Annotated in this window: 21 protein-coding genes and 4 tRNA genes; 12 read left to right on the forward strand and 13 right to left on the reverse strand. The window is 70.8% G+C overall.

Going from position 1 to position 25,741, the window contains the following annotated elements; genetic code table 11:
* The first annotated feature begins 13 nt into the window (after positions 1 to 13).
* The 3 genes from JK359_RS15605 to JK359_RS15615 all read left to right on the forward strand — a co-directional run bounded on the left by JK359_RS15605 (position 14) and on the right by JK359_RS15615 (position 4,541).
* Positions 14 to 1,780: a M48 family metalloprotease gene (locus tag JK359_RS15605; protein ID WP_201835943.1), complete on the forward strand. Its 1,767-nt coding sequence runs from the start codon at positions 14 to 16 to the stop codon at positions 1,778 to 1,780.
* Positions 1,781 to 2,038: 258 nt separating this feature from the next.
* On the forward strand, positions 2,039 to 3,538 hold the full coding sequence (locus JK359_RS15610; RefSeq protein WP_201835944.1) for a N,N-dimethylformamidase beta subunit family domain-containing protein: 1,500 nt from the start codon (positions 2,039 to 2,041) through the stop codon (positions 3,536 to 3,538).
* 103 nt (positions 3,539 to 3,641) lie between these two features.
* Complete coding sequence (locus JK359_RS15615; RefSeq protein WP_201835945.1) at positions 3,642 to 4,541, forward strand: phosphoribosylaminoimidazolesuccinocarboxamide synthase; 900 nt, start codon at positions 3,642 to 3,644, stop codon at positions 4,539 to 4,541.
* 172 nt (positions 4,542 to 4,713) lie between these two features.
* Here the strand turns inward: JK359_RS15615 and JK359_RS15620 are convergent.
* The 8 genes from JK359_RS15620 to JK359_RS15655 form a co-directional block, all read right to left on the reverse strand.
* A tRNA-Gly gene (locus tag JK359_RS15620) sits at positions 4,714 to 4,789 on the reverse strand.
* Positions 4,790 to 4,812: 23 nt separating this feature from the next.
* Positions 4,813 to 5,427, reverse strand: a complete 615-nt coding sequence (locus JK359_RS15625; RefSeq protein WP_201835946.1) for a response regulator transcription factor — start codon at positions 5,425 to 5,427, stop codon at positions 4,813 to 4,815.
* Positions 5,424 to 6,671 (reverse strand): sensor histidine kinase, encoded by a 1,248-nt coding sequence (locus JK359_RS15630; protein ID WP_201835947.1) that lies wholly within the window; start codon positions 6,669 to 6,671, stop codon positions 5,424 to 5,426. Before JK359_RS15630 ends, JK359_RS15625 begins: the two co-directional genes overlap by 4 nt.
* Positions 6,672 to 6,687: 16 nt before the next feature.
* Positions 6,688 to 7,476, reverse strand: a complete 789-nt coding sequence (locus JK359_RS15635) for an ABC transporter permease (RefSeq protein WP_201835948.1) — start codon at positions 7,474 to 7,476, stop codon at positions 6,688 to 6,690.
* On the reverse strand, positions 7,473 to 8,447 hold the full coding sequence (locus JK359_RS15640; protein ID WP_201835949.1) for an ABC transporter ATP-binding protein: 975 nt from the start codon (positions 8,445 to 8,447) through the stop codon (positions 7,473 to 7,475). Before JK359_RS15640 ends, JK359_RS15635 begins: the two co-directional genes overlap by 4 nt.
* Positions 8,448 to 8,574: 127 nt before the next feature.
* Positions 8,575 to 8,647 (reverse strand) — tRNA-Gly (locus JK359_RS15645).
* Positions 8,648 to 8,727: 80 nt separating this feature from the next.
* A tRNA-Gly gene (locus tag JK359_RS15650) sits at positions 8,728 to 8,799 on the reverse strand.
* Between the two features lie 165 nt (positions 8,800 to 8,964).
* Positions 8,965 to 9,282, reverse strand: coding sequence for a histone-like nucleoid-structuring protein Lsr2 (locus JK359_RS15655; protein ID WP_145488531.1), 318 nt, complete (start codon positions 9,280 to 9,282; stop codon positions 8,965 to 8,967).
* A 310-nt stretch (positions 9,283 to 9,592) separates the two neighbouring features.
* Between JK359_RS15655 and purS the strand changes: the two genes are divergently transcribed.
* From purS to purM, 7 genes are all read left to right on the forward strand, one after another.
* Positions 9,593 to 9,856, forward strand: a complete 264-nt coding sequence (purS, locus tag JK359_RS15660) for a phosphoribosylformylglycinamidine synthase subunit PurS (protein WP_201835952.1) — start codon at positions 9,593 to 9,595, stop codon at positions 9,854 to 9,856.
* Complete coding sequence (gene purQ / locus JK359_RS15665; protein ID WP_201835954.1) at positions 9,853 to 10,557, forward strand: phosphoribosylformylglycinamidine synthase subunit PurQ; 705 nt, start codon at positions 9,853 to 9,855, stop codon at positions 10,555 to 10,557. Before purS ends, purQ begins: the two co-directional genes overlap by 4 nt.
* The gene (gene purL / locus JK359_RS15670; protein WP_201835956.1) at positions 10,554 to 12,830 is read left to right on the forward strand and encodes a phosphoribosylformylglycinamidine synthase subunit PurL; all 2,277 of its coding nucleotides are present in this window, start codon (positions 10,554 to 10,556) and stop codon (positions 12,828 to 12,830) included. Before purQ ends, purL begins: the two co-directional genes overlap by 4 nt.
* A gap of 204 nt (positions 12,831 to 13,034) precedes the next feature.
* Positions 13,035 to 13,832 carry a maleylpyruvate isomerase family mycothiol-dependent enzyme gene (locus JK359_RS15675; RefSeq protein ID WP_201835958.1) on the forward strand — a complete coding sequence of 266 codons (798 nt, stop codon included), beginning with the start codon at positions 13,035 to 13,037 and terminating at the stop codon, positions 13,830 to 13,832.
* 56 nt (positions 13,833 to 13,888) lie between these two features.
* Positions 13,889 to 14,323, forward strand: a complete 435-nt coding sequence (locus JK359_RS15680) for an META domain-containing protein (RefSeq protein WP_307788115.1) — start codon at positions 13,889 to 13,891, stop codon at positions 14,321 to 14,323.
* 200 nt (positions 14,324 to 14,523) lie between these two features.
* A complete protein-coding gene (gene purF, locus JK359_RS15685) occupies positions 14,524 to 16,053 on the forward strand; it encodes an amidophosphoribosyltransferase (RefSeq protein ID WP_201835962.1) in 1,530 nt (509 codons plus the stop codon).
* 33 nt (positions 16,054 to 16,086) lie between these two features.
* Positions 16,087 to 17,181: a phosphoribosylformylglycinamidine cyclo-ligase gene (gene purM / locus JK359_RS15690; protein WP_201835964.1), complete on the forward strand. Its 1,095-nt coding sequence runs from the start codon at positions 16,087 to 16,089 to the stop codon at positions 17,179 to 17,181.
* Positions 17,182 to 17,244: 63 nt separating this feature from the next.
* Here purM and JK359_RS15695 read toward each other — a convergent pair whose 3' ends face one another.
* Together JK359_RS15695 and JK359_RS15700 are read right to left on the reverse strand one after the other, a co-directional pair.
* The gene (locus JK359_RS15695; protein WP_201835966.1) at positions 17,245 to 17,493 is read right to left on the reverse strand and encodes a DUF3073 domain-containing protein; all 249 of its coding nucleotides are present in this window, start codon (positions 17,491 to 17,493) and stop codon (positions 17,245 to 17,247) included.
* 290 nt (positions 17,494 to 17,783) lie between these two features.
* Complete coding sequence (locus JK359_RS15700; RefSeq protein WP_201835968.1) at positions 17,784 to 18,890, reverse strand: Leu/Phe/Val dehydrogenase; 1,107 nt, start codon at positions 18,888 to 18,890, stop codon at positions 17,784 to 17,786.
* A gap of 200 nt (positions 18,891 to 19,090) precedes the next feature.
* On the opposite strand from JK359_RS15700, the gene JK359_RS15705 reads away from it, so the two are divergent.
* Together JK359_RS15705 and bldC are read left to right on the forward strand one after the other, a co-directional pair.
* On the forward strand, positions 19,091 to 19,933 hold the full coding sequence (locus tag JK359_RS15705) for a DUF8083 family protein (protein ID WP_201835970.1): 843 nt from the start codon (positions 19,091 to 19,093) through the stop codon (positions 19,931 to 19,933).
* Between the two features lie 538 nt (positions 19,934 to 20,471).
* Positions 20,472 to 20,678 carry a developmental transcriptional regulator BldC gene (gene bldC / locus JK359_RS15710; RefSeq protein ID WP_003949541.1) on the forward strand — a complete coding sequence of 69 codons (207 nt, stop codon included), beginning with the start codon at positions 20,472 to 20,474 and terminating at the stop codon, positions 20,676 to 20,678.
* 460 nt (positions 20,679 to 21,138) lie between these two features.
* Here bldC and JK359_RS15715 read toward each other — a convergent pair whose 3' ends face one another.
* The 3 genes from JK359_RS15715 to hrpA all read right to left on the reverse strand — a co-directional run bounded on the left by JK359_RS15715 (position 21,139) and on the right by hrpA (position 25,675).
* Positions 21,139 to 21,333, reverse strand: coding sequence for a DUF6274 family protein (locus JK359_RS15715; RefSeq protein ID WP_201835972.1), 195 nt, complete (start codon positions 21,331 to 21,333; stop codon positions 21,139 to 21,141).
* 215 nt (positions 21,334 to 21,548) lie between these two features.
* Positions 21,549 to 21,623: transfer RNA gene (locus tag JK359_RS15720), tRNA-Asp, on the reverse strand.
* 95 nt (positions 21,624 to 21,718) lie between these two features.
* Positions 21,719 to 25,675, reverse strand: coding sequence for an ATP-dependent RNA helicase HrpA (gene hrpA, locus JK359_RS15725; RefSeq protein WP_201835973.1), 3,957 nt, complete (start codon positions 25,673 to 25,675; stop codon positions 21,719 to 21,721).
* Between the last annotated feature and the right edge of the window lie 66 nt (positions 25,676 to 25,741).

Here is a 25,741-nt window from a genome sequence, read left to right on the forward strand (position 1 = left end):
GCGAGGTCGGCACGTGAGCGGAATCGGTGTGGAGATGGGCGCGCAGGCCGCGCGCTCCCGGGCCCTTGCGGTGCTGCGGGTCCGGGGCCGGGCGCTGGCGGTGGCCGTGCTGCCCGCGGGCGCCGCGGTGATCCTGCTGACCGGCGCGTCCTCCGGCCATCTCGTCGGCCCGGGCTGGGACGCCGCCCGCTGGACGGTGGGCGTGCTCGCCGTGCTGGTCCTGCTGGCCGCGGCCGGCATCGCCCTGGTCGTCGCCCGGGCCCGCCCCGCCACCAGCCCCACGGTGGCGGTTCCGGAGGAGACCGCACCGGACCTGTACCGGATGGTGCGCGACCTCGCCGAGCGCCTGGACGTGCCGGCCCCCTCGGCCATAGCGCTCACCCCGGACTGCGACAGCTGGCTGGAGGACCGCACCCATGCGGCCCACGGCCCGCCCCCGCGTCCGGCGCCCGACGAGATAGCGGGCCCGGGCCGCCGCCGGGTCCCGGCCGCGCCGGTGCTGGTCATCGGCTCCCCGTTCCTGTGGTGGATGCGGGTCGGCGAGCTGCGGGCGGTCCTCGCCCCGGTCGTCGCAGGTACGGGCCCCTCCGCGCACCCCGACATAGCCGCCGCCCGCCGTTTCGTGCGCGGTCTGGACGCGGCCGTCGCCGTCGCCGCCACCCCGGGCCGCTGCCCGCTGGCCCGCGCGGTCTGCGGGGCCCTCGGCTGGGTGGCCAGGCTGCTGCTGCGCGGCTGCCGGGAGCATGCGACGCAGATGGAGCGCGGGGTCGCGGCGGCGGCGGCCGAGCGCGCCCAGACGGTGGACTACGGCCTGCGGATCGTCGCCCAGGAGCAGGTCGGGCTCGCCTACGCCGGCTGGGACCGGCTGCTGACCCGGGTCGCACTGCCCGCCTGGCGCATGGGCCGCTGGCCCTCCCGGCTGGACGCCGGTGTGGTGGCGGCGCTCACCGAGCTGTCCCGCCGCGACCGGCTCGCCGAGGGCTTCGCCTCCCGGCTCGGCGAGCGCCCCGCCTGCGATCTGCTGGAGGAGCCGGGCGTGATGGACGAGGCCGCCTCGCTGCTCGCCGCCCGCCTCTTCCACGGCGGCCCCGCCGAGTCCGGCCCGGCCTGGTCCCCGGTGGACTGGCAGGCGTACCCGGAGGAGGTCGTGGACCGCACCTGGCGTGCCGACGCGGCCCGGCTGCACCGCGTCCTGGACGCCCTGGGCGTCCTTCCCGCCCCGGACCCCGCGGCCCCCGAGCCCGGCGGTCCCACGCTGGCCCGCGTCCTGGACCACCTGGCGGAACCGTCCGCCCCCGGGTGTGAGGGTCCCGGCTCCGGCGGCGCCCCCGCCCCCGCTCCTGTTCCTCCGTTCGACGACGATGAGGACCCCGACCCCACCACCGAGCGCAGTGCCGCGCTCGCCGCCGGGCTGAGCGCCGCGCTGGCCCGGGAGGAGGCCGCCGTGCCGGGCGCGGCCGACGCGGCCCGGCGCAGCCCCGAGAGCGCCCTGTGGGACGACGGCGGACTCCCGCTCTTCCCGCTCCAGGCCCCGCGCACCGCCCGCGAACTGCTCGCCGACCACCTCACGGCGATGGTGTGCTGCGCGGCCGTCGACACCGCCGGTGCGGCCCCCGCCCTGGACTGGCTGGACGGGCCGTCCCTGCTGCTGGGCGGTGAGCGGGCCCCCGATCTGACGCCCAGGGTGCTGAGCCTGATCGAGGAGGGAGACCCGGGCCCGCTGCGCGACTGGCTGGCCGCGTCCGGGATACGCCCCGAGAAGCCCGTGCGGCTGGTCTGACCCGGCCCTGCCGCAGCACCTGAGAGGGTCCGATCCGGACGTCGTAACGGAAAGACGACTTCCACTTCAGGTCAAATCGCAACGACTAGTGACCGGGCCCGTGCGTTATGTGATGTGCTGGGACCGACCACGCCTTTGGCAAAGGCTTGCGACATACGACAGCGCGGCCGAGCACGGCGAGCACGTCCCACGCACACAGCGAGCACGACCCGAGCACCACCGAGACAGGACACGGGGGCATGAGGGAGGGGAGCGACCATGGCCTCGGACCACATCCGCCGCTGGGAGTCCGGAGCACTCGCGCACGCCGTCACGGACCCCTTCGGCCAGGGCCCGGTGCCCTGGCTGCGCGGCAGTGAGACGTATTTCGACGACACCGGGCACGTCGTGCCCTGGTACGTCGACGCCGGCCCGCAGCAGCTCACCGGCGCGGCCGGCGCACGCGTACCGGCGCCGCGGTCGGCCGGCTCAGGCCCCCGCTCGGCGGACGACGTGCACCGTCAGATCAAGGGCTTCACCTCCACCGGCGCCGTCTCGCCCGGCGAGGCGATCGACTTCCGCATCACGGTCGATCCGCCGCAGGAGTTCAGCGTCGACATCTACCGCATCGGCCACTACGGCGGCGACGGAGCCTCCAAGATCACCACCAGTCCGCGGCTGTCCGGCATCGTCCAGCCCCCGCCGCTGGCCGCCGACCGCACGGTCTCCTGCCACCACTGGTGGCTGTCCTGGCGCCTGCAGGTGCCGTCCTACTGGAGCATCGGCGCCTACGTGGCCGTCCTCACCACCGTCGACGGCTACCGCTCCCACGTGCCGTTCACGGTCCGCGACGATCATCCGGCCGATCTGCTCCTGCTGCTGCCCGACATCACCTGGCAGGCGTACAACCTGTACCCGGAGGACGGCCGCACCGGCGCCAGCCTGTACCACGCCTGGGACGAGAGGGGCCGGCTGCTCGGTGAGGCCGACGCGGCCACCACGGTCTCCTTCGACCGCCCGTACGCGGGCGCGGGCCTGCCCCTGCACGTCGGCCACGCCTACGACTTCATCCGCTGGGCCGAGCGCTACGGCTACGACATCGCCTACGCCGACGCCCGCGACCTGCACGCCGGCCGTGTCGACACCTCCCGCTACCGTGGCCTGGTCTTCCCCGGCCACGACGAGTACTGGTCGGCGCCGATGCGGCGGGCCGTCGAGGACGCCCGGGACCGCGGGACCTCACTGGTCTTCCTGTCGGCCAACACCATGTACTGGCAGGTGGAGCTGGGTCCGTCCCCGTCCGGCGTCCCGGACCGGCTGCTGACCTGCCGCAAGCGCAAGGGCCCCGGGAAGCCGGTGCTGTGGCGGGAGGTCGACCGGCCCGAGCAGCAGACGGTCGGCATCCAGTACGCGGGCCGGGTGCCCGAGCCGTACCCGCTGATCGTCCGCAACGGCGGCCACTGGCTGTGGGAGGCCACCGGCGCGCACGAGGGCGACGAGATCGAGGGGCTGGTCGCCGGCGAGGCCGACCGGTACTTCCCGCGCACCCCGCTGCCCGAGCACGACGAGCGCATCCTGCTCGCCCACTCCCCCTACACCGACAACGACGGCGTCCTGCGCCACCAGGAGACCTCGCTCTACCGGGCCCCCTCCGGCGCCTGGGTCTTCGCCTCCGGCACCTTCGCCTGGTCCCCGGCCCTGGACCGTCCCGAACACGTCGACCCCCGCGTCCAACGGGCCACGGCGAACCTGCTGGACCGTATCTGCAAACGCGACTGACCACCGGGCGGGCCCCGCCGGCGCCCGCCCACCCCCCTGGCGGAAACCGATCGCCCCGATAAGGGAGAATCGAGGCACTTGGACAGAGCCACGGGGAGGAACCGTGTCCGGATTCGTAGAAAAGCCCGAACCGATCGAGGTTCCGGGCCTGGTGCACCTGCACACCGGCAAGGTGCGCGAGCTGTACCGGAACGAGGCGGGCGACCTCGTGATGGTCGCCAGCGACCGCATGTCCGCCTACGACTGGGTGCTGCCCACGGAGATCCCCGACAAGGGCCGGGTCCTCACCCGTCTCTCCCTGTGGTGGTTCGACCAGCTGCGCGACCTCGCCCCCCACCATGTGATCAGCACCGAGGTGCCCGAGGGCGCCCCGGCCGACTGGCAGGGCCGCACCCTGGTCTGCAAGTCGCTCGAGATGGTCCCGGTGGAGTGCGTGGCCCGCGGCTACCTCACCGGCTCGGGCCTGCTCGAGTACAACGAGTCCCGGACCGTCTGCGGCCTCGCCCTCCCCGAAGGCCTCGTCGACGGCTCCGAACTGCCCGGCCCGATCTTCACGCCGGCCACCAAGGCCGAGGTCGGCGAGCACGACGAGAACGTCTCCTACGAGGAGGTGGCCCGCCAGGTCGGCGCGGAGACCGCCGCCCAGCTGCGCCAGGCCACGCTGGCGGTGTACGCGCGCGCCCGGGACATCGCCCGCGAGCGGGGGATCATCCTGGCCGACACGAAGTTCGAGTTCGGCTTCGACGGCGACACGCTCGTCCTCGCCGACGAGGTGCTCACCCCGGACTCGTCCCGCTTCTGGCCGGCCGACCAGTGGCAGCCGGGCCGCGCCCAGCCGTCGTACGACAAGCAGTTCGTGCGGGACTGGCTGACCTCGCCGGAGTCCGGCTGGGACCGCAGGAGCGAGCAGCCCCCGCCGCCGCTGCCGGAGCAGGTCGTGGCGGCGACCCGGCAGAAGTACGTGGAGGCGTACGAGCGCCTGACGGGCACCGGCTGGAGCTGACGCCCCCGCCCCCGGCGCCCGGCCGGGGGCACCCGCACGAAAGGCCCCGGGAGGAACCGGGGCCGAACGCAAGTAGCCCCGGCGGAAAACCGGGGGCCGAACGCAATTAGCCCCGGCGGAAAACCGGGGGCCGAACGCAAGAAGCCCCCGGCCGGAACCGGGGGCTTCTCCATGGAGCGGACGACGAGGCTCGAACTCGCGACCTCAACCTTGGCAAGGTTGCGCTCTACCAACTGAGCTACGTCCGCACTGCGCCGTGGCGCGGAAGCAACTATACCCAACCTCGCTCGCGTGCGAGACGCACTGCGGCATGCCGGTTCTCGGCACCGAGCTTCGTGACCGCCGAGGAGAGGTAGTTCCGCACCGTCCCCGGCGACAGAGCGGCCCGCTCGGCGATCTCCGCGACGGGCGCGCCGTCGGCGGCCAGCTCCAGCACCTCGGCCTCCCGGGCGGTCAGCGGGGAGTCGCCGGCGGAGATCGCGTCGGCGGCCAACTCCGGGTCGACGTAACGGTTCCCGGCGTGCACGGTCCGGATGATCTCGGCGAGCCGCTGGGCACTGACGGTCTTCGGGACGAACCCGCGCACACCGGCCGCGAGCGCCCGTTTCAGGTGGCCGGGCCGGCCGTGTCCGGTGACGATCAGCACCCGGCAGCCGGGCAGCTCGGTCCGCAGGGATGTGGCCACCCTCACACCGTCGGCGCCCGGCATCTGGAGGTCCAGCACGGCCACATCGGGTTCGTGCGCCCGTGCCATCGCCAGCGCCTCCGGCCCGCTCGCCGCCTCGGCGACGACCAGCAGATCGTCCTCCAGCGAGAGCAGCGCGGCCAGCGCACCCCGGATCAGGTGCTCGTCGTCGGCGAGCAACAGCCGTACCGGCACGCTCACGAGGTGACTCCTCTCACAGTCGCCAGGGGGACCTCCGCCACCACCCGGAACCGGTCCCGGCCGGCGCCGGTGATCCCCGCCTCCAGGGTTCCGTCGACCGCGGCGAGCCGTTCCCGCAGCCCCGCGAGTCCGGTACCGCCGTCGTTCCGCGGTTTCTCGGACACACCGTCGTTCTCCACCGTCAGCACCACACGGCCCTCCAGCACCGAGAGTCCCACCTCGCAGTGGTCCGCGTCCCCGTGCCGCAGCACGTTGGTGGTCGCCTCGCGCACCACCCAGCCGAGTGCGGACTGCACCTGCGCGGGCAGCCCCGTGGCGTCGGAGCGGACCGTGCAGTCGATCCCGGCGGCGGTCAGCACGCCCTGGGCGCCGGCGAGTTCGGCTCCCAGGTCGGCCTCGCGGTAGCCGCGTACGACGGCCCGTACCTCACGCTGGGACTCCTGCGCGATGCGCTGCACCTCGATCATCTGCTCCACGGCCTCCGCCCGTCCCCGCCGGGCCAGTTGGACGGCCAGCTCGCTCTTGAGGGAGATCACCGACAGGTTTCGCCCCAGCACGTCGTGCAGGTCCCGTCCGAACCGCAGCCGTTCCTCGGCGACGGCGAGCCGGGCCTCGACCTCCCGGGCCCGCTCCGCCTCCCACAGCACGGACAGGGTCCAGGCGCCGCACCGTGCGGCCGTCAGGGCGAACAGCGTCGCGAACGCGGACATCAGGGCCGTGGCCAGCGCTCCGGAGCCGCTGGGATCGGCGCCGGTGAGAGCGATCGTGATCACCGCGGAGAGGACCGAGAACCGGAGCAGGTACACCCGGATGGGCACGGTGAGCGCGTAGACCAGCCCGAAGGCCGTGAGCGCCGCCCCCACCGCGAGCCGGAGGGCGAACGGATCGCTCCCGCGGACCGCGGCCAGCACCAGGACCAGACCGAGCGCCAGGGCGAGCAGTACGGCGGGAACGCGCTGGGCGCGGGACGGCAGTGGGGCGCGCTCGAGGTAGTGGTCGAGCGCGGGCCGCAGCAGCCGGCCGGCCGCCGCGCACTGGAGCAGCCCGGTGAAGATCAGCAGCCCGCCGAGCACCAGTGGCAGCGGCTGCCGGTGCAGCCCGCCCACCAGGGGCATCAGCAGCCAGCCCAGCGGGAACAGCCAGACGGTGGCGTGCCAGGTGATCAGGCTCTGCAGCTCGACCCGTTCCGCCTTGCTGCGCTCCCCCCAGTGCCGCTGCTGCCACCGTCGTATCCGCCCCACCATGTGCGCCCCCCGTTCCTCAGCGCCGGGGCTCCCACCGGAACCACCGTCGTACAGCAAACACCGCCACCACGGTCCAGGCCAGCGCCGTCGCGGCGGCGCCGAGGGCCTCGTACGCGCTCAACTGCCCGGTCCAGCCCGCCCGGACGAGCCGGACGGCGGGGGACAGCGGGAGCAGTTCGCAGACGGAGGCGAGCCGCTCCGGCATGGCCTCGGTGGGGAACATGATTCCCGAGCCGGTCATCGACACGAGCACCAGCGGCAGCGCGGTGACCTGACCGCTCTCCACGGTCGGGGTGAAGGACGCGGTGAGAGCGGCGAGCGCGGCGCTCAGCACCAGCCCGGCCAGGAGCCCCAGCAGGGTCAGGTACGGCGCCCTGGGTGCTCCGGCGTGCAGCAGGACGGCGCATCCGGCGCACAGTACGAGTGCCTGGGCGAGGCCGAGGGTCAGGGCGGGCAGGGCGGTGCCGGTGAGGATCCCGGTGTCGGAGATTTCGCCGGTGCGCAGTCGTTTGAGGACGAGTTCCTCGCGGCGGGCGACATAGGTGTTGACCAGTGCGGTGTAGACGGCGAAGAGGAAGGAGAAGCCGATCGCGGCGGTGAGCATGGCGGCGCCGACGCTCACCCCGTGCTTCTCCAGATCCAGCCCGTCGAGCGCCGGCCGCACGCTGAACGGCACGGAGAGCGGCACCATGAGTGCGGTGAGCACGACCCCGCGGTTGCGGCCGAGCAGGGTGAGTTCGGCCCGCGCCAGCGCTCGCAGCCGCCGTACCGCGGGCGTGCGGACGGTTGTCGTCAGGGTGTTCATGCCGCCTCCTCCCCGCCCTGCTCCCGCCCTCGTCCGGGCGGGGGGAACCCCGTCCGCGCGATGCCGAGGAAGGCCTCCTCCAGGGAGGCCGGGCGCACGTCGAGGCCGCGCAGTTCGACGCCGGCCCGCTCGGCCCAGACGAGCACGGCGGTGGCGGTCCGCTGGAGTTCGAGGGTGCGCAGCCGGACGACCTTGCCGTCGTTCTCGTGTCCGCAGACGCCGAGGGCGGCGAGCGGCGGCAGATCGCCGAGGAAATAGCCGTCGGGCAGTTCGAAGCTGATCCGGGAGGGGCGGCCGGCGGTGACCTCGGCCGGCGTGCCGTAGGCGGCGATACGGCCCTCGTGCAGGATGGCGAGCCGGTCGGCCAGGCCCTCCGCCTCCTCCAGGTAGTGCGTGGTGAGCAGCACGGTCGTGCCCGCGTCGCGCAGCCGGCGCACCAGCGTCCAGGTGTCCCGGCGGCCCTCGGCGTCGAGCCCGCTGGTCGGCTCGTCGAGGAACAGCACCTCTGGGTCGCCCAGCAGTGCGAGGGCCAGGTCGAGGCGCCGGCGCTCGCCGCCGGACAGCTGCTTGACCCGGACGCCGTGCTTGCCGGTGAGCCCGACCAGCTCCAGCACCTCGTGCTCCGGCCGTGCCCCGGTCGTGCACCCGGCCCACATGCGGGCGGTCTCGGCGACGGTCAGCTCGGCGGGGAAACCGCCTTCCTGGAGCATCACGCCGGTGCGGGGCCGTACGGCGTCCCGCTCGTGGAAGGGGTCGTGGCCCAGGACCCTTATCCGGCCGCCGGCCGGGGCCGCGAGTCCTTCCAGGACTTCGACCGTGGAGGTCTTTCCCGCGCCGTTGGTGCCCAGCAGGGCGAAGATCTCGCCGCGTGCCACGGAGAAGGTGATTCCGCGCACGGCCTCGAACCCGCCCCCGTAGACACGCCGGAGGCCGGTGACCTCGATCGCGTGCTCGTGTCCGTCGGTGTTCATGACTTCAGCGTCCCGGCGGTGCGGACCGGCGGGCAGTGCGTGGTGTCATCGCTCGGCATGACAAATGTCAGAGCCGGTCACGGACAACGAAAAGACCCCGGTCCAGAGGACCGGGGTCTTTTTCCCGAGCGGACGACGAGGCTCGAACTCGCGACCTCAACCTTGGCAAGGTTGCGCTCTACCAACTGAGCTACGTCCGCACTGCTCCCGACCGGCTCCCACCGATCGGTGCGAGCACCAGCCTACCCGATCCACTGGAGTGGTCGTGACGGCGGTGCAGAGCGGGTGACAGGAATCGCACACTGCGCCTTCCCCCTGGAAGGGGGATGTTCTACTACTGAACTACACCCGCACGGTCCGGGGATCCGGCCTTCCGGCCTCGCCCCTCGGCGTGTCCCAGACATTAGCTGATCGGCAGGGGGGTAGCGCAAGTCGGTTCCCCCGTGGCCCTTTTTGCCCCAAGTGCACGGCCCTCAGGGCCCGCTGACGGACCCTGAGGGCTCGCCCCTTCGCGGGCTCACTGGGCGGAGCTGAACGCCTCGTAGACCTTCTTCGGGATGCGTCCGCGGGCCGGCACGTCCATCTTGTTCGCCTGGGCCCAGGCGCGCACGGCCGCCGGGTCGGGGGCGACCTCCGTCTGCTTGTACGCCTTGCCGGACCGGGACCGCTTACGGCCGGCCTCCACGTAGGGCGCGAGCGCCTTGCGCAGTTTCTTGGCGTTGGTTTCGTTCAGGTCGATCTCGTACGACTTGCCGTCGAGTCCGAAGGCGATCGTTTCCGCCGCTTCCGAGCCGTCGATGTCGTCAAAGAGAGTGACCACGACCTTTTGCGCCACGAATATCGGTCCCTTCGTGCGGCACGTCGTTACAGCTCAACGCCGTCGACATGCCGAGTATCGGCTATTGCCAATTCATTTGTACAGTGCCCGGCAATGCAAAGTGAAGCCCGACTAAATCCGCCCGCGTGTCCGGGCGCAATAGGTGGGGCGGACGGACTGTGGAACTTTCCCAGAACTTTTCGCGAGTGCGCGGGTTCGACACCCGATCGTGATGCGCCTCACGTACTTTCCTCCAACTCTACTCGCGTAGAAATTTTGTGCGGGTAGTCTGAAGGAACCTGCTCAGCACCACACATCGGGAGTGCCAGTGGCACGCGTCGTAGTCGACGTCATGCTCAAGCCGGAGATCCTCGACCCCCAGGGCCAGGCGGTCCAGCGTGCGCTGCCGCGCCTGGGATTCGAAGGGATCTCGGACGTACGTCAGGGAAAGCGTTTCGAACTCGAAGTCGAGGGGCCGGTCGACGAGGCCGCACTCGGCCGCATCCGCGATCTTGCGGAATCCTTCCTTGCCAACACCGTGATCGAGGACTTCACCGTCCGGGTCGACGAAGTCGCGGAGGCGGCGAAGTGACCGCTCGGATCGGCGTCGTCACTTTCCCGGGCAGCCTGGACGACCGTGACACCCAGCGCGCGGTCCGCCTCGCGGGCGCCGAGCCGGTCGCCCTGTGGCACAAGGACAAGGACCTCAAGCAGGTCGACGCCGTGGTGCTGCCGGGCGGTTTCTCCTACGGCGACTATCTGCGGGCCGGTGCCATCTCCCGGTTCTCGCCGGTGATGGAGACCGTCATCGAGCAGGCGAAGGCCGGACTTCCGGTCCTCGGCATCTGCAACGGCTTCCAGGTCCTCACCGAGGCCCACCTCCTCCCGGGTGCGATGCTCGGCAACGACCATCTCCACTTCATCTGCCGCGACCAGAAGCTGCGGGTGGAGAGCGCGGAGACCTTCTGGACCAGTGACTTCAGGGCCGGCCAGGAGATCAACATCCCGCTGAAGAACATGGACGGCCGGTACGTCGCCGACGAGTACACGCTCGACAAGCTGGAGGCCGAGGGCCGGGTCGTCTTCCGGTACGTCGCCCGCGGCGAAGCCGCTCATGGGTATGGCAACCCCAACGGCTCGCTGCGGGACATCGCCGGCATCACCAACGAGGCCGGGAACGTCGTCGGCCTCATGCCGCACCCCGAGCACGCCGTGGAGCCGCTGATCGGTACGGGCCGTACCGACGGCCTGCCCTTCTTCACCTCGATCCTCAAGAAGCTGGTCAACGCATGAGCCGGACGCCACTGGACACGGTCGAGCACGCCGCCGCGACCCCCGACGTCACGCTGCCCTGGGCCGAACTCGGCCTGAAGAAGGACGAGTACGAGCGGGTGGTGGAGATCCTCGGCCGCCGCCCGACCGGCGCCGAGCTCGCCATGTACTCGGTCATGTGGTCCGAGCACTGCTCGTACAAGTCCTCCAAGGTCCACCTGCGCCAGTTCGGCGAGAAGGCGCCCGAGTCGGACGCGCTGCTCGTCGGCATCGGCGAGAACGCCGGTGTGGTGGACGTCGGCCAGGGTTACGCGGTCACCTTCAAGGTCGAGTCGCACAACCACCCGTCCTACGTCGAGCCCTACCAGGGCGCGGCCACGGGTGTCGGCGGCATCGTCCGCGACATCATCGCGATGGGCGCACGCCCGGTCGCGGTGGTGGACCCGCTGCGCTTCGGCGCCCCCGACCACCCCGACACCAAGCGCGTGCTGCCGGGCGTCGTCGCCGGCATCGGCGGCTACGGCAACTGCCTGGGCCTGCCCAACATCGGCGGCGAGGTCGTCTTCGACGCCTGCTACCAGGGCAACCCGCTGGTCAACGCCGGTGCCATCGGTGTGATGCGGCACGAGGACATCCACCTCGCCAAGGCCTCCGGCGCCGGCAACAAGGTCATCCTGTACGGCGCCCGGACCGGCGGTGACGGCATCGGCGGCGCGTCGATCCTCGCCTCCGAGACCTTCGACGACGCCAAGCCGTCGAAGCGCCCCGCGGTCCAGGTCGGCGACCCCTTCCAGGAGAAGCTCCTCATCGAGTGCACCCTGGAGGCGTTCCGGGAGAAGCTGGTCGTCGGCATCCAGGACCTCGGTGCCGCGGGTCTGTCCTGCGCCACCTCCGAGCTGGCCTCCAACGGCTCCGGCGGCATGCGCGTCACCCTGGACGACGTCCCGCTGCGCGACTCGACCCTCTCGCCCGAGGAAATCCTCATGAGCGAGTCGCAGGAACGCATGTGCGCGGTCGTGGAACCGGAGAAGGTCGCCCGCTTCCTGGAGATCTGCGAGAAGTGGGACGTCATCGCCACCGTCATCGGTGAGGTGACCGACGGCGACCGGCTGGAGATCTTCTGGCACGGCGGGAAGATCGTCGACGTGGACCCGCGGACGGTCGCGCACGAGGGCCCGGTCTACGAGCGCCCGTACGCCCGTCCGGAGTGGCAGGACGCCCTCCAGGCGGACGACGCGAACAAGCTGCCCCGGCCGCAGACGAGCGAGGAGCTGAAGGACCAGGTCCTGAAGCTGGTGGCCTCGCCGAACCAGGCGTCGAAGAAGTGGATCACCTCGCAGTACGACCACTTCGTGCAGGGCAACACCGTCCTCGCCCAGCCGGAGGACTCCGGCATGATCCGCGTGGACGAGGAGACCGGCCTCGGCGTCGCCATCGCGACCGACGGCAACGGCCGCTACGCCAAGCTGGACCCGTACACCGGCGCCCAGCTGGCCCTGGCCGAGGCGTACCGCAACGTCGCCACGACCGGTGCCAAGCCGCTCGCGGTGTCCGACTGCCTGAACTTCGGCTCGCCCGAGGACCCGGCGGTGATGTGGCAGTTCGCCGAGGCCGTGCGCGGCCTGGCGGACGGCTGCCAGCAGCTGGGCACCCCGGTGACCGGCGGCAACGTCTCGCTCTACAACCAGACGGGCGAGGTCGCCATCCACCCGACCCCGGTGGTGGCCGTGCTCGGCGTCATCGACGACGTCGCCCGCCGCACCCCGGTCGCCTTCCAGGAGGAGGGCCAGCTGATCTACCTCCTCGGCGACACCCGCGAGGAGTTCGGCGGCTCGGCCTGGTCCCAGGTGGTCCACGACCACCTCGGCGGTCTGCCCCCGCAGGTCGACCTGGAGCGTGAACGGCTGCTGGCCGAGATCCTGATCTCCGCCTCCCGCGACGGCATGATCGACTCCGCGCACGACCTGTCCGACGGCGGTCTGGTCCAGGCGGTCGTGGAGTCCGCGCTGCTCGGCGGCAAGGGCGCCCGGCTGGTCGTCCCGGACGGCCTGGACGCCTTCACCTTCCTGTTCTCGGAGTCGGCCGGCCGTGCGATCGTCGCCGTGCCGCGCTCGGAGGAGGTCCGCTTCAACGACATGTGCGGTGCGCGTGGCCTGCCGGCCACCCGGATCGGTGTCGTGGACGGCGACGCGTCCGACGCACAGGCAGTGGTGGAGGTCCAGGGCGAGTTCTCCCTCTCCCTCGCCGAACTGCGCGAGGCGCACGAGGGCACTATCCCGGCGCTGCTGGCGTAGGCGCCTTCGGGCCGCAGGGCCGTGAGAAGGCCCCGTCCGGACCGCCGGACGGGGCCTTCCCCGTGTGGCCACGGGGTCGTGCGGCCACGGGTTCCTCCACCGGCCGCGCCGGCACGCTCCGGGGCGCCGACCGCGCCCGGCAGGCCTTCGACCGGGGCGAAAAGGGACTGAAGGACCACGCGGTCAGGGCATAGGCTCACGGCCATGCCACCGGCCAAGAAACGCGCCCGCAGCTACGACCCCGCCAAGACCCGCGCCGCGGTCCTAGCCCAGCTCGGGAACGTACGCGAGGCCGTCCGTGGCCTCACGCCCGGGCAGCTCGCCCTGCCCACCCGGCTCGGCGACTGGACCGTACGGGACCTGGTCGCGCACATCGGCATGGCCGTCACGGCCGTGCACCGCGCCGCCGCCCGGCCCGCCCCGCCCAGGCAGGACGCCCAGGTCGTCCAGTGGCCCTTCGCCACCGCCGCCTCCGCCGACGCGATCTCCGATTTCACCCGGAACCTCGCCGCGGACCACCCCGACCTCGACGCCTACCTCACCGACGTGGACCGGAGCCTGCGCGCCCTGCTGGCCGAGCACTCCGGCGGCCGGCTCCTGGAGACCAGTGCGGGCGCCATGCCGCTGGACGACTACCTGGTCACCCGCACCGTCGAACTCGTCGTCCACACCGACGACCTGAACGCCGCCGTCGAAGGTCTCGGCGTGCCGTACGACCGGCAGGCCCTGGCCGCGGCCACCCGCCTGCTCGCCGACGCCCTCGCCCTGAAGGCGCCCGGCGCCTCCACCGAGGTCCGGGTGCCGCCGTACGCCGTCGTGCAGTGCGTCGAGGGACCCCGGCACACCCGCGGCACCCCGCCCAACGTCGTGGAGACCGACCCGCTGACCTGGATCCGGCTCGCCACCGGGCGCACGGCCTGGAAGGACGCCCTCGCCGGGGCGAAGGTCAGCGCGAGCGGGGAGCGGGCGGACATCGGGGAGCTGCTGCCGGTCATGACCTAGCGGAACCGGGCGTGCCGCCGGCCCGTCGAATCCGTATGAACCGGTACAAGCAGTGCGTGATCCTGACGGTGGCCGCCGTGCTTCTGCCGTGCGTGCCGGCCTGTGGCAGCGAGAAGGGGGACAGTGGTGCGGTGAAAGCCCAGCAGCCGGTGACCGGGATCGACTGGCGGGTCGACGGCATCACCGTCGACGGCACGACCCGGCACGCGCCCGCCACCGCCCGGCTCCGCATCGACGAGGACGGCAGGGCGGCCGGCAACCTCGGCTGCAACCGTTTCAGCGCCCGTGCCACCGTCGACGGCGACCGGATCACCATCGGTGACCTGCGCACCACGAAGATGGCCTGCGACCGGGACCGGATGGACTTCGAGCGCGCCCTCGCCCGCGCCCTCACCACCGGGACGCTCACCGCGAGGACCGACGCGGCGAAGCTGACGCTCACCGACGGCGACGGCGACCGCGTCCACCTCAGCCGGAGCACACCCGAATGATGTGCGACACCTCACTCATGCCCGGGGTGAAAATACCCGCAACCGGTCCGTCCGGCGTGTCGGCGGGCCCGGGGGCACGCTGACGCGCCGCGTTGACCAGCGCAAACGCAGGAACGTCCAAGGTGATCGGAACGGCTCCGTCGGTTATGGGCACGATCCCCAATTCGGACCAGTGGTCGACCTCGCCTACACTCGGTGGCGTGCCACGTGGTGACGGTCGACTCAATCACGATCTGCTTCCCGGCGAGAAGGGCCCCCAGGACGCTTGCGGCGTCTTCGGCGTCTGGGCTCCGGGGGAAGAGGTCGCAAAGCTCACGTACTTCGGGCTCTACGCCCTCCAGCACCGGGGTCAGGAATCCGCGGGAATCGCGGTCAGCAACGGCTCCCAGATCCTCGTCTTCAAGGACATGGGCCTGGTCTCCCAGGTCTTCGACGAGACCTCTCTCGGTTCGCTCCAGGGTCACATCGCGGTCGGACACGCCCGCTACTCGACCACCGGCGCCTCCGTGTGGGAGAACGCCCAGCCGACGTTCCGTGCCACCGCGCACGGCTCGATCGCGCTCGGCCACAACGGCAACCTGGTCAACACGGCCCAGCTCGCCGAGATGGTCGCCGAGCTGCCGAACGACAACAACAGCCGCTCCACCCGGGTCGCGGCCACCAACGACACCGACCTGCTGACGGCCCTGCTGGCCGCCCAGGTCGACGAGGACGGCAAGCCGCTGACCATCGAGGAAGCGGCCCACCAGGTCCTTCCCCAGGTCCAGGGCGCCTTCTCGCTCGTCTTCATGGACGAGCACACCCTCTACACCGCCCGTGACCCGCAGGGCATCCGCCCGCTGGTCCTCGGCCGCCTGGAGCGCGGCTGGGTGGTCGCCTCCGAGTCCGCCGCCCTGGACATCTGCGGTGCCAGCTTCGTCCGCGAGATCGAGCCGGGCGAGTTCGTCGCCATCGACGAGAACGGCCTGCGCAGCTCGCGATTCGCAGAAGCGAAGCCCAAGGGCTGTGTCTTCGAGTACGTGTACCTGGCCCGCCCGGACACAGACATCGCCGGCCGGAACGTGTACCTCTCCCGCGTGGAGATGGGCCGCCGCCTGGCCAAGGAAGCCCCCGTCGAGGCCGACCTGGTCATAGCGACCCCGGAGTCCGGCACCCCGGCCGCCATCGGCTACGCCGAGGCCTCCGGCATCCCCTTCGGCAGCGGTCTGGTGAAGAACGCCTACGTGGGACGGACCTTCATCCAGCCGTCGCAGACCATCCGTCAGCTGGGCATCCGCCTGAAGCTGAACCCGCTGAAGGAAGTCATCAAGGGCAAGCGCCTGGTCGTCGTCGACGACTCGATCGTGCGCGGCAACACCCAGCGGGCCCTGGTCCGCATGCTGCGCGAGGCCGGTGCCGCCGAGGTCCACATCCGGATCTCCTCCCCGCCCGTGAAGTGGCCCTGCTTCTTCGGCATCGACTTCGCCACGCGCGCGGAGCTGATCGCCAACGGCATGACCATCGAGGAGATCGGCACCAGCCTCGGCGCCGACTCGCTCGCCTACATCTCCATCGACGGCATGATCGAGGCGACGACCATCGCCAAGCCGAACCTGTGCCGCGCCTGCTTCGACGGCGAGTACCCGATGGAGCTGCCGGACCCGGAGCTGCTCGGCAAGCAGCTGCTGGAGACCGAGCTGGCGGCCGGTCCCGCCGCCACGGCCGCGGCCGACGCGATCCGTCGCCCGTAACCGCCCGCGTACGACACGAAAGCTCTCACAGTCATGTCTGCTGAATTCGATCAGCGTGCTCCGCACGCGGGAACTGGTGCCAGCTACGCAGCGGCGGGCGTCGACATCGAGGCGGGTGACCGCGCCGTCGAGCTGATGAAAGAGTGGGTGAAGAAGACCCAGCGCCCCGAGGTCCTGGGCGGCCTCGGCGGCTTCGCCGGGCTCTTCGACGCCTCCGCCCTCAAGCGCTACGAGCGCCCGCTGCTCGCCTCCGCCACCGACGGCGTCGGCACGAAGGTCGACATCGCGCGCCGCATGGGCGTCTACGACACCATCGGCCACGACCTGGTCGCCATGGTCATGGACGACATCGTGGTGTGCGGCGCCGAGCCGCTGTTCATGACGGACTACATCTGCGTCGGCAAGGTCCACCCCGAGCGCGTCGCGGCCATCGTGAAGGGCATCGCGGAGGGCTGTGTGCTGGCCGGCTGCGCCCTGGTGGGCGGCGAGACGGCCGAGCACCCGGGCCTGCTCGGCGAGGACGACTTCGACGTCGCCGGCGCCGGAACCGGCGTGGTGGAGGCCGACCGGCTGCTGGGCGCGGATCGCATCCGTACGGGCGACACCGTGATCGCCATGGCGTCCTCCGGGCTTCACTCGAACGGGTACTCCCTGGTCCGCCACGTCCTGCTGAACACGGCGGGCCTGGCCCTGGAGACCGAAGTCGCCGAGCTGGGCCGCAGCCTCGGCGAGGAACTGCTCGAGCCCACGAAGATCTACTCCCTGGACTGCCTGGCGCTGACCCGTACCGCCGAGGTGCACGCGTTCAGCCACATCACCGGCGGCGGCCTGGCCGCCAACCTGGCCCGGGTGATCCCGGACGGCCTGCAGGCCGTGGTCGACCGGTCCACCTGGACCCCGGGTGCGATCTTCGACCTGGTCGGGAAGACCGGGAACGTCGAGCGCCTGGAGCTGGAGAAGACCCTGAACATGGGCGTCGGCATGATGGCGATCGTCCCGGCGGAGTCCACGGAGGTGGCCCTGGCCACCCTGGCCGACCGCGGTGTCGAGGCGTGGGTGGCCGGCGAGATCACCGAGCGCGGTGCCAAGGAGACCGGTGCCGAGCTGGTGGGTGACTACGCCGTCTGACCGTGCGGACAGCACAAAAGCCGGTCGGTGGCTCTGCCACCGACCGGACGGGTCAATGCAAGGTCAAGCGCCGCGACGGTGCTGCGAGGGGTCCTCGTCCTCATCCTCGTCGTCGTCCTCGTAGAGGTCGGCGTACCGTGCATACAAGTCGTCGTCGTGCTCATCGTCCTCGAAGCGGTCACTGTTAGGCGACTGGTTCGACGTCGATGCGCCCAGCTCCTCGGCCAGGCGTGAGAGGTCTGTCCCACCGCTGTTGTACTTCAGCTGACGGGCAACCTTCGCCTGCTTGGCCTTGGCCCGGCCGCGCCCCATGGCTCGACCCCCTCAACGACGGGGCTCGACGGCCCCAGAGTCTGACACGCGTTCATGATCTGGAACGGACTCTCCGTGGAGAGGCCGGTCCGTAGGGCTTCCACGGTACCTGAGCCCGCGCCCATACGGTACGTCGCCCGCAGCACGCGCGTGTGCCCAGCACCTTCGAGGCGCCCCGTCCTCGCTGGTCAGTGGCGATTTTAACCACTTATCGGGGAACGACCCGCCGGTGGAAGTGAGAGTTCTCTCTAAGTTCCCGCCGACGGGTACCGCTCACCTGTTCGACGCTGTCAGTGTCCGGCTCCGCGCGCACGACCCTCGGCCATCCGCTGCTCGGCGATCCGGTCGGCCGCCGCGGCCGGCGGAATACCGTCGTCCTTTGCGCGAGCGAATATGGCCAGCGTGGTGTCGAAGATCTTCGACGCCTTCGCCTTGCACCGGTCGAAGTCGAACCCGTGCAGCTCGTCCGCGACCTGGATGACCCCGCCGGCGTTCACCACGTAGTCCGGCGCGTAGAGGATCCCCCGGTCCGCGAGGTCCTTCTCGACGCCCGGGTGGGCGAGCTGGTTGTTGGCCGCGCCGCACACCACCTTGGCGGTGAGGACCGGGACGGAGGCGTCGTTCAGGGCGCCGCCGAGGGCGCAGGGAGCGTAGATGTCCAGGCCCTCGACCCGGATCAGCTCCTCGGTGTCGGCGACGGCCGTCACGCCCTCCGGGTACTGGTCGAGGATCCGCTGGACGGCGTCCGCGCGCACGTCCGTGATCACGACCTCGGCGCCCTCGTCGCGCAGGTGCCGCACCAGGTGGTGGCCGACCTTGCCGACACCGGCCACACCGACCTTGCGGCCCCGCAGCAGCGGGTCGCCCCACAGGTGCTGGGCGGAGGCGCGCATGCCCTGGTAGACGCCGAAGGCGGTGAGCACGGAGGAGTCGCCGGCGCCGCCGTTCTCCGGGGAGCGGCCGGTGGTCCAGCGGCACTCACGGGCCACGACGTCCATGTCGGCGACGTACGTGCCGACGTCGCACGCGGTGACGTAGCGCCCGCCGAGCGAGGCGACCATGCGCCCGTAGGCGAGGAGCAGGTCCTCGGTCTTGTCGCGCTCGGGGTCGCCGATGATCACGGCCTTGCCGCCGCCGTGGTCGAGCCCGGCCATGGCGTTCTTGTACGACATCCCGCGTGCCAGGTTGAGGGCGTCGGCCACGGCCTCGGCCTCGGTGGCGTACGGGTAGTAGCGGGTGCCGCCGAGGGCCGGGCCCAGGGCGGTGGAGTGGATGGCGATCACGGCCTTCAGGCCGGTGGCCTGATCCTGACAGAGCACAACCTGCTCATGGCCGCCCTGCTCCGAGTGGAACAGGGTGTGCAGGACATCAGCAGGCGCGCCGGTTACGTCGGTCACTGTGGTGACTCCTGTGTAAATAGCGGCGAGTGGGGTCGGACCCCGTGCGGGTGGCGGGGTGCCGTGGCATGAGCGTAGAGCCTCGGCACGACCACCATCCGCGCAGTGTTCAGGATCACTCTTGCGCGCCTCTCGTGCACGTAGGGGCGTGGGACGATTTGCAAGGGTTTCGAGCCGGGTCCGATGGGGAGGGAGCAGGCGTGCCGAAGGTGTCCTCCGTGGTCGTCCCCTATGCCGCGTACCTGCGTGTGTACGAGCCGCTGGGCGCCTTCCCGGAACCGGAGCGCAGCCACTGGACGCGCTACGCCCGCCGCCCCGACCGCCCCACCTACCAGGACGAACTGCGGCGCTCCCTGGCCGACTTGCTGCCTACCCCGCCGGTCGCGGTGCCGGTGCACGAGAGCGGCGACGCCTTCGTGCTGGAGGTCGACGGGGTGGTCTGCGTGTGTCCCTGGCGGACCCGGCTGCGCGGCTGGCTGGCCCTGGACGAGCTGGCCGACGAACTGCCCCCCACCGTGCTGGACGCGGTGCTGCCGCCGCTGGTGCGCGACCAGGCGGCCCAGGACTACGAGCGCTGGCTCGCCCGCAACCCCGACGCCCGCCCGTGGATCCGCACCGCGACCTGGCAGGTGCCGCTGAACTGGTTCGTGCTGGTCTCGGACGAGGAGCGGCGGTACGACAAGGGGACCGCCGAGGTGCCCCCGCTGCTGCGCTACCGCACGCCCATGGTGCAGGCCAGGCGCCGGGTGGCGCGGGCGCTGCGCACCCTGAAGGACACCGTCGAGGAGGGCCCGCTGGTCGACGGCCTGGTGGACGTGGGCCGCTGGCTGGAGGAGTTCCACCCGCGCTCGCTGGTGGAGCTGGACTACGGCGGCCTGGTGCACGTGCTGCCGGCGGGCGAGCTGGAGGACGACCACTCGGCGGCGGACGTGGCCGCCGGGATCGAGGCGCTGCGCCGGGGGGACGGGACGGCCGCGGGGGAGGCGTACGGTCGGCTGGTGGAGCGGTGGCGGGCGGTACGGGATCTGCGCTCGGCGAACTGAGCGCGCCCGAGTCGAACATGGTGACGTACGTCACGGCCCAAACCGCGGCGAACCACGTACGGTCTACGGCACTTGCCCATTTGACGGGACGTTGGTTCCGATCTGGACTTTTGTCTCAAGGGTGATGGACGGCACTTACCTGGCCCTTGCGCCTCTTGCCGCCCCTCGTGCCAAAATAGGACAAGGAGTCCGGGGAGGTCTCCTTCCGTCCAACTAAGCTCCACTGCGGGCGGATTCTCGGCATTGCGCGCTTTGGGGGGTCTCGTGGCTCCTGATCGTCCTGTGACTGATCGTCACAGTGGCGTGACTGTCCGCTATGGCATGGTCCATCGGCTTCCGTCGCTGATGAACACCTGGGAGGGCAATTCCATCGGTTTGGCCGACCGGGCTGGACAGATGGTGTAGTTGTAGTGCCGAGGACAAGCCGTTCGTCCTATAACCGACTCGACTCGCGTCCGCCATTTCGGGCAACGCGGGTCAAGGTGCAGAATTTAGAGGAAAGAACCGAGAAGGTTCGGTTCTCCCGAGGAGGCCGCTCATGACCGCTCGCACCCCTGATGCTGAGCCGCTGCTGACCCCGGCTGAGGTCGCCACGATGTTCCGCGTCGACCCCAAGACGGTCACGCGGTGGGCGAAGGCCGGGAAGCTTACTTCCATCCGTACGCTCGGCGGGCACCGCCGCTACCGCGAGGCCGAGGTTCGTGCCCTGCTTGCGGGTATCCCGCAGCAGCGCAGCGAGGCCTGAACAACTTCATAACCGGGCAGAACGGTCGGTCCCCCAACCGGCCAGGGCGCCCGAAACCCTAGCTCCAAGCGACGCGGGACCTGCCCCAACAGGGCCCTCGCCCAGGCCGAAAGAACGTTGCAGGCAAGCTTCACAGGGTGCGTCGTCGATCGCGCTGGACTCCGCCGGGTCCAGCGCGATCTTTTTTGTGCGCAGGCCGGGGGCGCCCAGCGGGGCTGTGCGCGTCCTTGTCGGACTCTGGGGAGGCCTGTCGGAACGGCTGTGCGGGACTCCTGAGAGCGGTGCAATTGCACATATTAAATTGACCAGTTGTAGGAAGGGGGTAAGTACCGCTGTTTTGAAAACTCATGCGGTGACTCCCGTCACACGACTGGGCGCTTGTTGCCCGCGCCGTCCGTGCGCTATTGGATCCGCCTCGCCCAGGGTCCCACGCGCGTACGGCCGTTGAGCCGGCCGGGGGTCACGCGGTGCGGGGGCTCTCGTCCTCGGGGGCGGCCTCCGGCTCGCCCTCCTGGCCGCGCGGACCGGCGGCCATCGCCAGCCGCAGCAGGCGGTGGCAGACGGGGCAGCGGCGGGTGAGGTGCCGGTAGGACGAGGCGGCCGACAGATGCGCCCTCAGAAGCGCCCGCGTCTCGTGCCTGACCGACGCCGCCATACGCCACCTCCGGGCCGCACGGGAGGAACGGGGTTCTGTTCCTTGGGTACCGGCGGAATGTGACGCCGTCAAGGGCGCCGACACCGCCCCCGCGCGCCCCGCACGGACGGGAGGGCCCTCGGCGGGATGGGTGTGGATACGGCTGAGGCCCGCTTCCGGGCGTGGATACGACTGAGGCCCGCATCCGTTGTCGGATGCGGGCCTCGATCTCTATGCGGTCCTGACGGGATTTGAACCCGCGGCCTCCACCTTGACAGGGTGGCGAGCACTCCAAACTGCTCCACAGGACCAGGTTTCGCGGCGCTTGCTTGCTGCGTTGCGCTGCGAGAAGGACTGTACAGGAGGGTGAGGGTCCTGGTCGAACTCACCCTCCGTACATGATCGACTACGGTACGGCCGCGTCGATCGCCTTCACGATCCGCTTGTCGGAGACGGGGTACGCCGTGCCCAGCGCGTGGGCGAAATAGCTGACCCGCAGCTCCTCCAGCATCCAGCGGATGTCCAGGACTGAGGTGGGGACCGGCCGGCCCTGGGGGAGCTGTTCCAGGAGCCAGGCGTACTCGTCCTGCATCTCGTGGACCTTCTCCATGCGGGTGGTGTCCCGCTGGACGTTCGTCGGCATCTGCTGCAGGCGCCGGTCCGCGGCCACCAGGTAGCGCATCAGGTCGGGAAGCCGTCGTATGCCCGCCCACGTCACGAAACCGGGCTTCACGAGGGCGTCCAGCTGCTTGCGGACGTCGGTGAGGTTGGCGAGCAGCACCGGGCTGCTCACGGCCTTCAGACGGCGCTCACAGGCCTGCCAGGCGGCCAGGACCTGCTGCACCTGGGCGACCGTGCGGACCGTCGTGTCCACGATCTCCGCGCGCACCTTGTCGTACAGCTTCCGGTGCGACTCCTCGTCCCACGCCGGCCCGCCGAAGTCCTGGATCAGCTTGTCCGCCGCGGCCGTCGCACAGTCGTCGAACAGGGCCTGCATGGAGCCGTGCGGGTTCGCGGACAGGGCGAGCTTCTGCTGGTTCGTCAGCTTGTCCGAGGCGAACTTGCCCGGGTTGACCGGGATGTTGCGCAGGATCAGCCGGCGGGTGCCCTTCCACATGGCCTCCGCCTGCTCGGCCTCCGTGTCGAACAGGCGGACGGAGACGGTGTCGCCGTCGTCCACCAGCGCCGGGTAGGCCTTGACCGGCTGCCCGGCCCGGCGGGTCTCGAAGACCCGGGTGAGCGTGCCGATCGTCCACTCGGTCAGCCCACTGCGTTCCAGGGACTCGCCGCCCTCGCGGGACGCGGTGGCCGCCGCGGCCTGCGAGAGGGCCTTGCGGGCCTTGGGCTTCAGGCTCAGCTTCAGCGCCTCCAGGTCCTTGTCCTCGGCCAGCTTCCGGCGCCGCTCGTCCACGATCCTGAAGGTGACCTTCAGGTGGTCGGGGACCTTGGCCCAGTCGAAGTCGCCCGCCTCGAAGGGGACGCCGACCATGCGCTTCAGCTCGCGGGCCATCGTGACCGTCAGCGGCTCCTGCAGGGGCACCGCCTTCTCCAGGAACGCCTTCGCGTAGTTCGGCGCCGGTACGTAGTGGCGGCGGACCGGCTTGGGGAGGGTACGGATCAGCTCCGTCACGACCTCCTCGCGCAGGCCCGGGATCTGCCAGTCGAAGCCCTCGTCGGTGACCTGGTTGAGGACCTGGAGCGGGACGTGGACGGTCACGCCGTCGGCGTCCGCGCCCGGCTCGAACTGGTAGGTGACCCGGAACTTCAGCTCGCCCTGGCGCCAGGTGTCCGGGTAGTCGGCCTTGGTGACCGCCTCGGCCGACTCCCGGATGAGCATCTCGCGCTCGAAGTCCAGGAAGTCGGGCTGCTCGTGCCGCTTCCGCTTCCACCAGGAGTCGAAGTGGGCGCCGGACACGACGTGTTCGGGCACCCGCTGGTCGTAGAAGTCGAAGAGCGTGTCGTCGTCCACGACGATGTCCCGGCGCCGGGCCCGGTGCTCCAGCTCCTCGACCTCGCTGAGGAGTTTGCGATTGTCAGCGAAGAACTTGTGGTGGGTGCGCCAGTCGCCCTCCACGAGCGCGTTGCGGATGAACAGCTCGCGGGAGACCTCGGGGTCGATCCGGCCGTAGTTCACCTTCCGCTGGGCGACGATCGGGACGCCGTACAGCGTGACCTTCTCGTACGCCATCACGGCCGCCTGGTCCTTCTCCCAGTGCGGTTCGCTGTACGTCCGTTTGAGGAGGTGCCCGGCGACCGGCTCGACCCACTCGGGCTCGATCTTGGCGTTGACCCGCGCCCACAGCCGCGAGGTCTCCACCAGCTCGGCCGACATCACGAACTTCGGCTGCTTCTTGAACAGCGCCGAGCCGGGGAAGATCGCGAATTTCGCGTTGCGGGCACCCAGGTACTCGTTCTTGTTGCCGTCCTTCACGTCCTTCAGCCCGATGTGGGAGAGGAGGCCGGCCAGGAGCGACACGTGGATGCGGTCGCCGGGGGCGTCCGTGCCCGCCGACGGCTCGCTGACGTGCATGCCCATCTGCTTGGCGACCGTGCGCAGCTGGGTGTAGATGTCCTGCCATTCGCGAATGCGCAGGAAGTTGAGGTACTCCTGCTTGCACATCCGGCGGAACGAGCTGGAGCCCCGCTCCTTCTGCTGCTCGCGGACGTACCGCCACAGGTTCAGATAGGCCAGGAAGTCGCTGGTCTCGTCCTTGAAGCGGGCGTGCTGCTGGTCGGCCTGGGTCTGCTTGTCGGCCGGCCGCTCGCGCGGGTCCTGGATGGACAGCGCGGCGGCGATGACCATGACCTCGCGGACGCAGTCGTTCTTGTCGGCCTCCAGGACCATGCGGGCCAGGCGCGGGTCGACGGGCAGCTGGGCCAGCTTGCGGCCGGTGTCCGTGAGCCGCTTGCGGACGTCCTTCTGGGCCGGGTCCAGCGCGCCCAGTTCTTGCAGCAGCTGCACGCCGTCGCGGATGTTGCGGTGGTCCGGCGGGTCGATGAAGGGGAACTTCTCGATCTCGCCCAGGCCGGCCGCGGTCATCTGCAGGATGACGGAGGCCAGGTTGGTGCGGAGGATCTCCGCGTCGGTGAACTCAGGGCGGGCGAGGAAGTCGTCCTCGGAGTACAGCCGGATGCAGATGCCGTCGGACGTACGGCCGCAGCGGCCCTTGCGCTGGTTGGCGCTGGCCTGCGAGACCGGCTCGATCGGCAGCCGCTGCACCTTGGTGCGGTGGCTGTAGCGGCTGATCCGGGCGAAGCCGGGGTCGATGACGTACTTGATGCCGGGGACGGTCAGGGAGGTCTCGGCGACGTTGGTCGCCAGAACGATCCTGCGTCCGGTGTGCGGCTGGAAGACCCGGTGCTGCTCGGCGTGGGACAGCCGGGCGTACAGGGGGAGCACCTCGGTGAACCTGTACTTCTTCTTCTCCAGGGCGTCCGCGGTGTCCCGGATCTCCCGCTCACCGGAGAGGAAGACGAGGATGTCGCCCTGTCCCTCCCCCATCAGCTCCTCGACGGCGTCGGTGATGGCGGTGATCTGGTCCCGGTCGGCGTCCTCGGAATCCTCTTCGAGGAGCGGGCGGTAGCGCACCTCCACCGGGTAGGTCCGCCCGCTGACCTCGATGATCGGGGCGTCCCCGAAGTGCCGTGAGAAACGCTCCGGGTCGATGGTCGCCGAGGTGATGACGACCTTCAGGTCCGGGCGCTTGGGCAGCAGCTGGGCCAGGTAGCCCAGCAGGAAGTCGATGTTGAGGGACCGCTCGTGGGCCTCGTCGATGATGATCGTGTCGTAGGCGCGCAGCTCGCGGTCGGTCTGGATCTCGGCGAGCAGGATGCCGTCCGTCATCAGCTTGACGTAGGTGGCGTCCGGGTTCACCTGGTCGGTGAAGCGGACCTTCCAGCCGACGGTCTCGCCGAGGGGGGTCCTCAGCTCCTCCGCGACGCGCTCGGCGACGGTACGGGCGGCGATACGACGGGGCTGGGTGTGCCCGATCATCCCGCGGACCCCGCGGCCCAGCTCCATGCAGATCTTCGGGATCTGGGTCGTCTTGCCGGACCCGGTCTCACCGGCGACGATGACGACCTGGTGATCACGGATGGCCGCCGCGATCTCGTCCTTCTTCTGGCTGACGGGCAACTGCTCGGGGTAGCTGACGGCCGGCATGCGGGAGCGCCGCTCGGCCATCCGGACCTCGGCCTTGCCGATCTCGGCGTCGATCTCGGCGAGAACGGCGGCGCGTGCCTCCGGCTTGCGGATCTTGCGCGCGCCCTCCAGCCGCCGGCCGAGCCGGTGCGCGTCGCGCAGTGACAGCTCGGTCAGACGGGGGGCGAGGGCGCCGAGGGCGGGGGCGGGATGCGTAGACATACGCGATCCAGGATCTCACCCCGGCCGAAAAAGACGCGAACGATTTGACGACGGCCGCCGTTGGGC

Source organism: Streptomyces actinomycinicus (assembly GCF_016741775.1).
Taxonomy (GTDB): domain Bacteria; phylum Actinomycetota; class Actinomycetes; order Streptomycetales; family Streptomycetaceae; genus Streptomyces; species Streptomyces actinomycinicus.

Excerpts from the sequence above, each read along its gene's own strand:
- purL (WP_201835956.1), top strand. The coding sequence starts at position 10,554 with ATGAGCCGGACGCCACTGGACACGGTCGAGCACGCCGCCGCGACCCCC.
- JK359_RS15675 (WP_201835958.1), top strand. The coding sequence starts at position 13,035 with ATGCCACCGGCCAAGAAACGCGCCCGCAGCTACGACCCCGCCAAGACC.
- JK359_RS15640 (WP_201835949.1), bottom strand. The coding sequence starts at position 8,447 with ATGAACACCGACGGACACGAGCACGCGATCGAGGTCACCGGCCTCCGG.
- JK359_RS15695 (WP_201835966.1), bottom strand. The coding sequence starts at position 17,493 with ATGGGGCGCGGCCGGGCCAAGGCCAAGCAGGCGAAGGTTGCCCGTCAG.
- hrpA (WP_201835973.1), bottom strand. The coding sequence starts at position 25,675 with ATGTCTACGCATCCCGCCCCCGCCCTCGGCGCCCTCGCCCCCCGTCTG.
- JK359_RS15630 (WP_201835947.1), bottom strand. The coding sequence starts at position 6,671 with ATGGTGGGGCGGATACGACGGTGGCAGCAGCGGCACTGGGGGGAGCGC.
- bldC (WP_003949541.1), top strand. The coding sequence starts at position 20,472 with ATGACCGCTCGCACCCCTGATGCTGAGCCGCTGCTGACCCCGGCTGAG.
- purM (WP_201835964.1), top strand. The coding sequence starts at position 16,087 with ATGTCTGCTGAATTCGATCAGCGTGCTCCGCACGCGGGAACTGGTGCC.
- JK359_RS15635 (WP_201835948.1), bottom strand. The coding sequence starts at position 7,476 with ATGAACACCCTGACGACAACCGTCCGCACGCCCGCGGTACGGCGGCTG.
- JK359_RS15610 (WP_201835944.1), top strand. The coding sequence starts at position 2,039 with ATGGCCTCGGACCACATCCGCCGCTGGGAGTCCGGAGCACTCGCGCAC.
- JK359_RS15715 (WP_201835972.1), bottom strand. The coding sequence starts at position 21,333 with ATGGCGGCGTCGGTCAGGCACGAGACGCGGGCGCTTCTGAGGGCGCAT.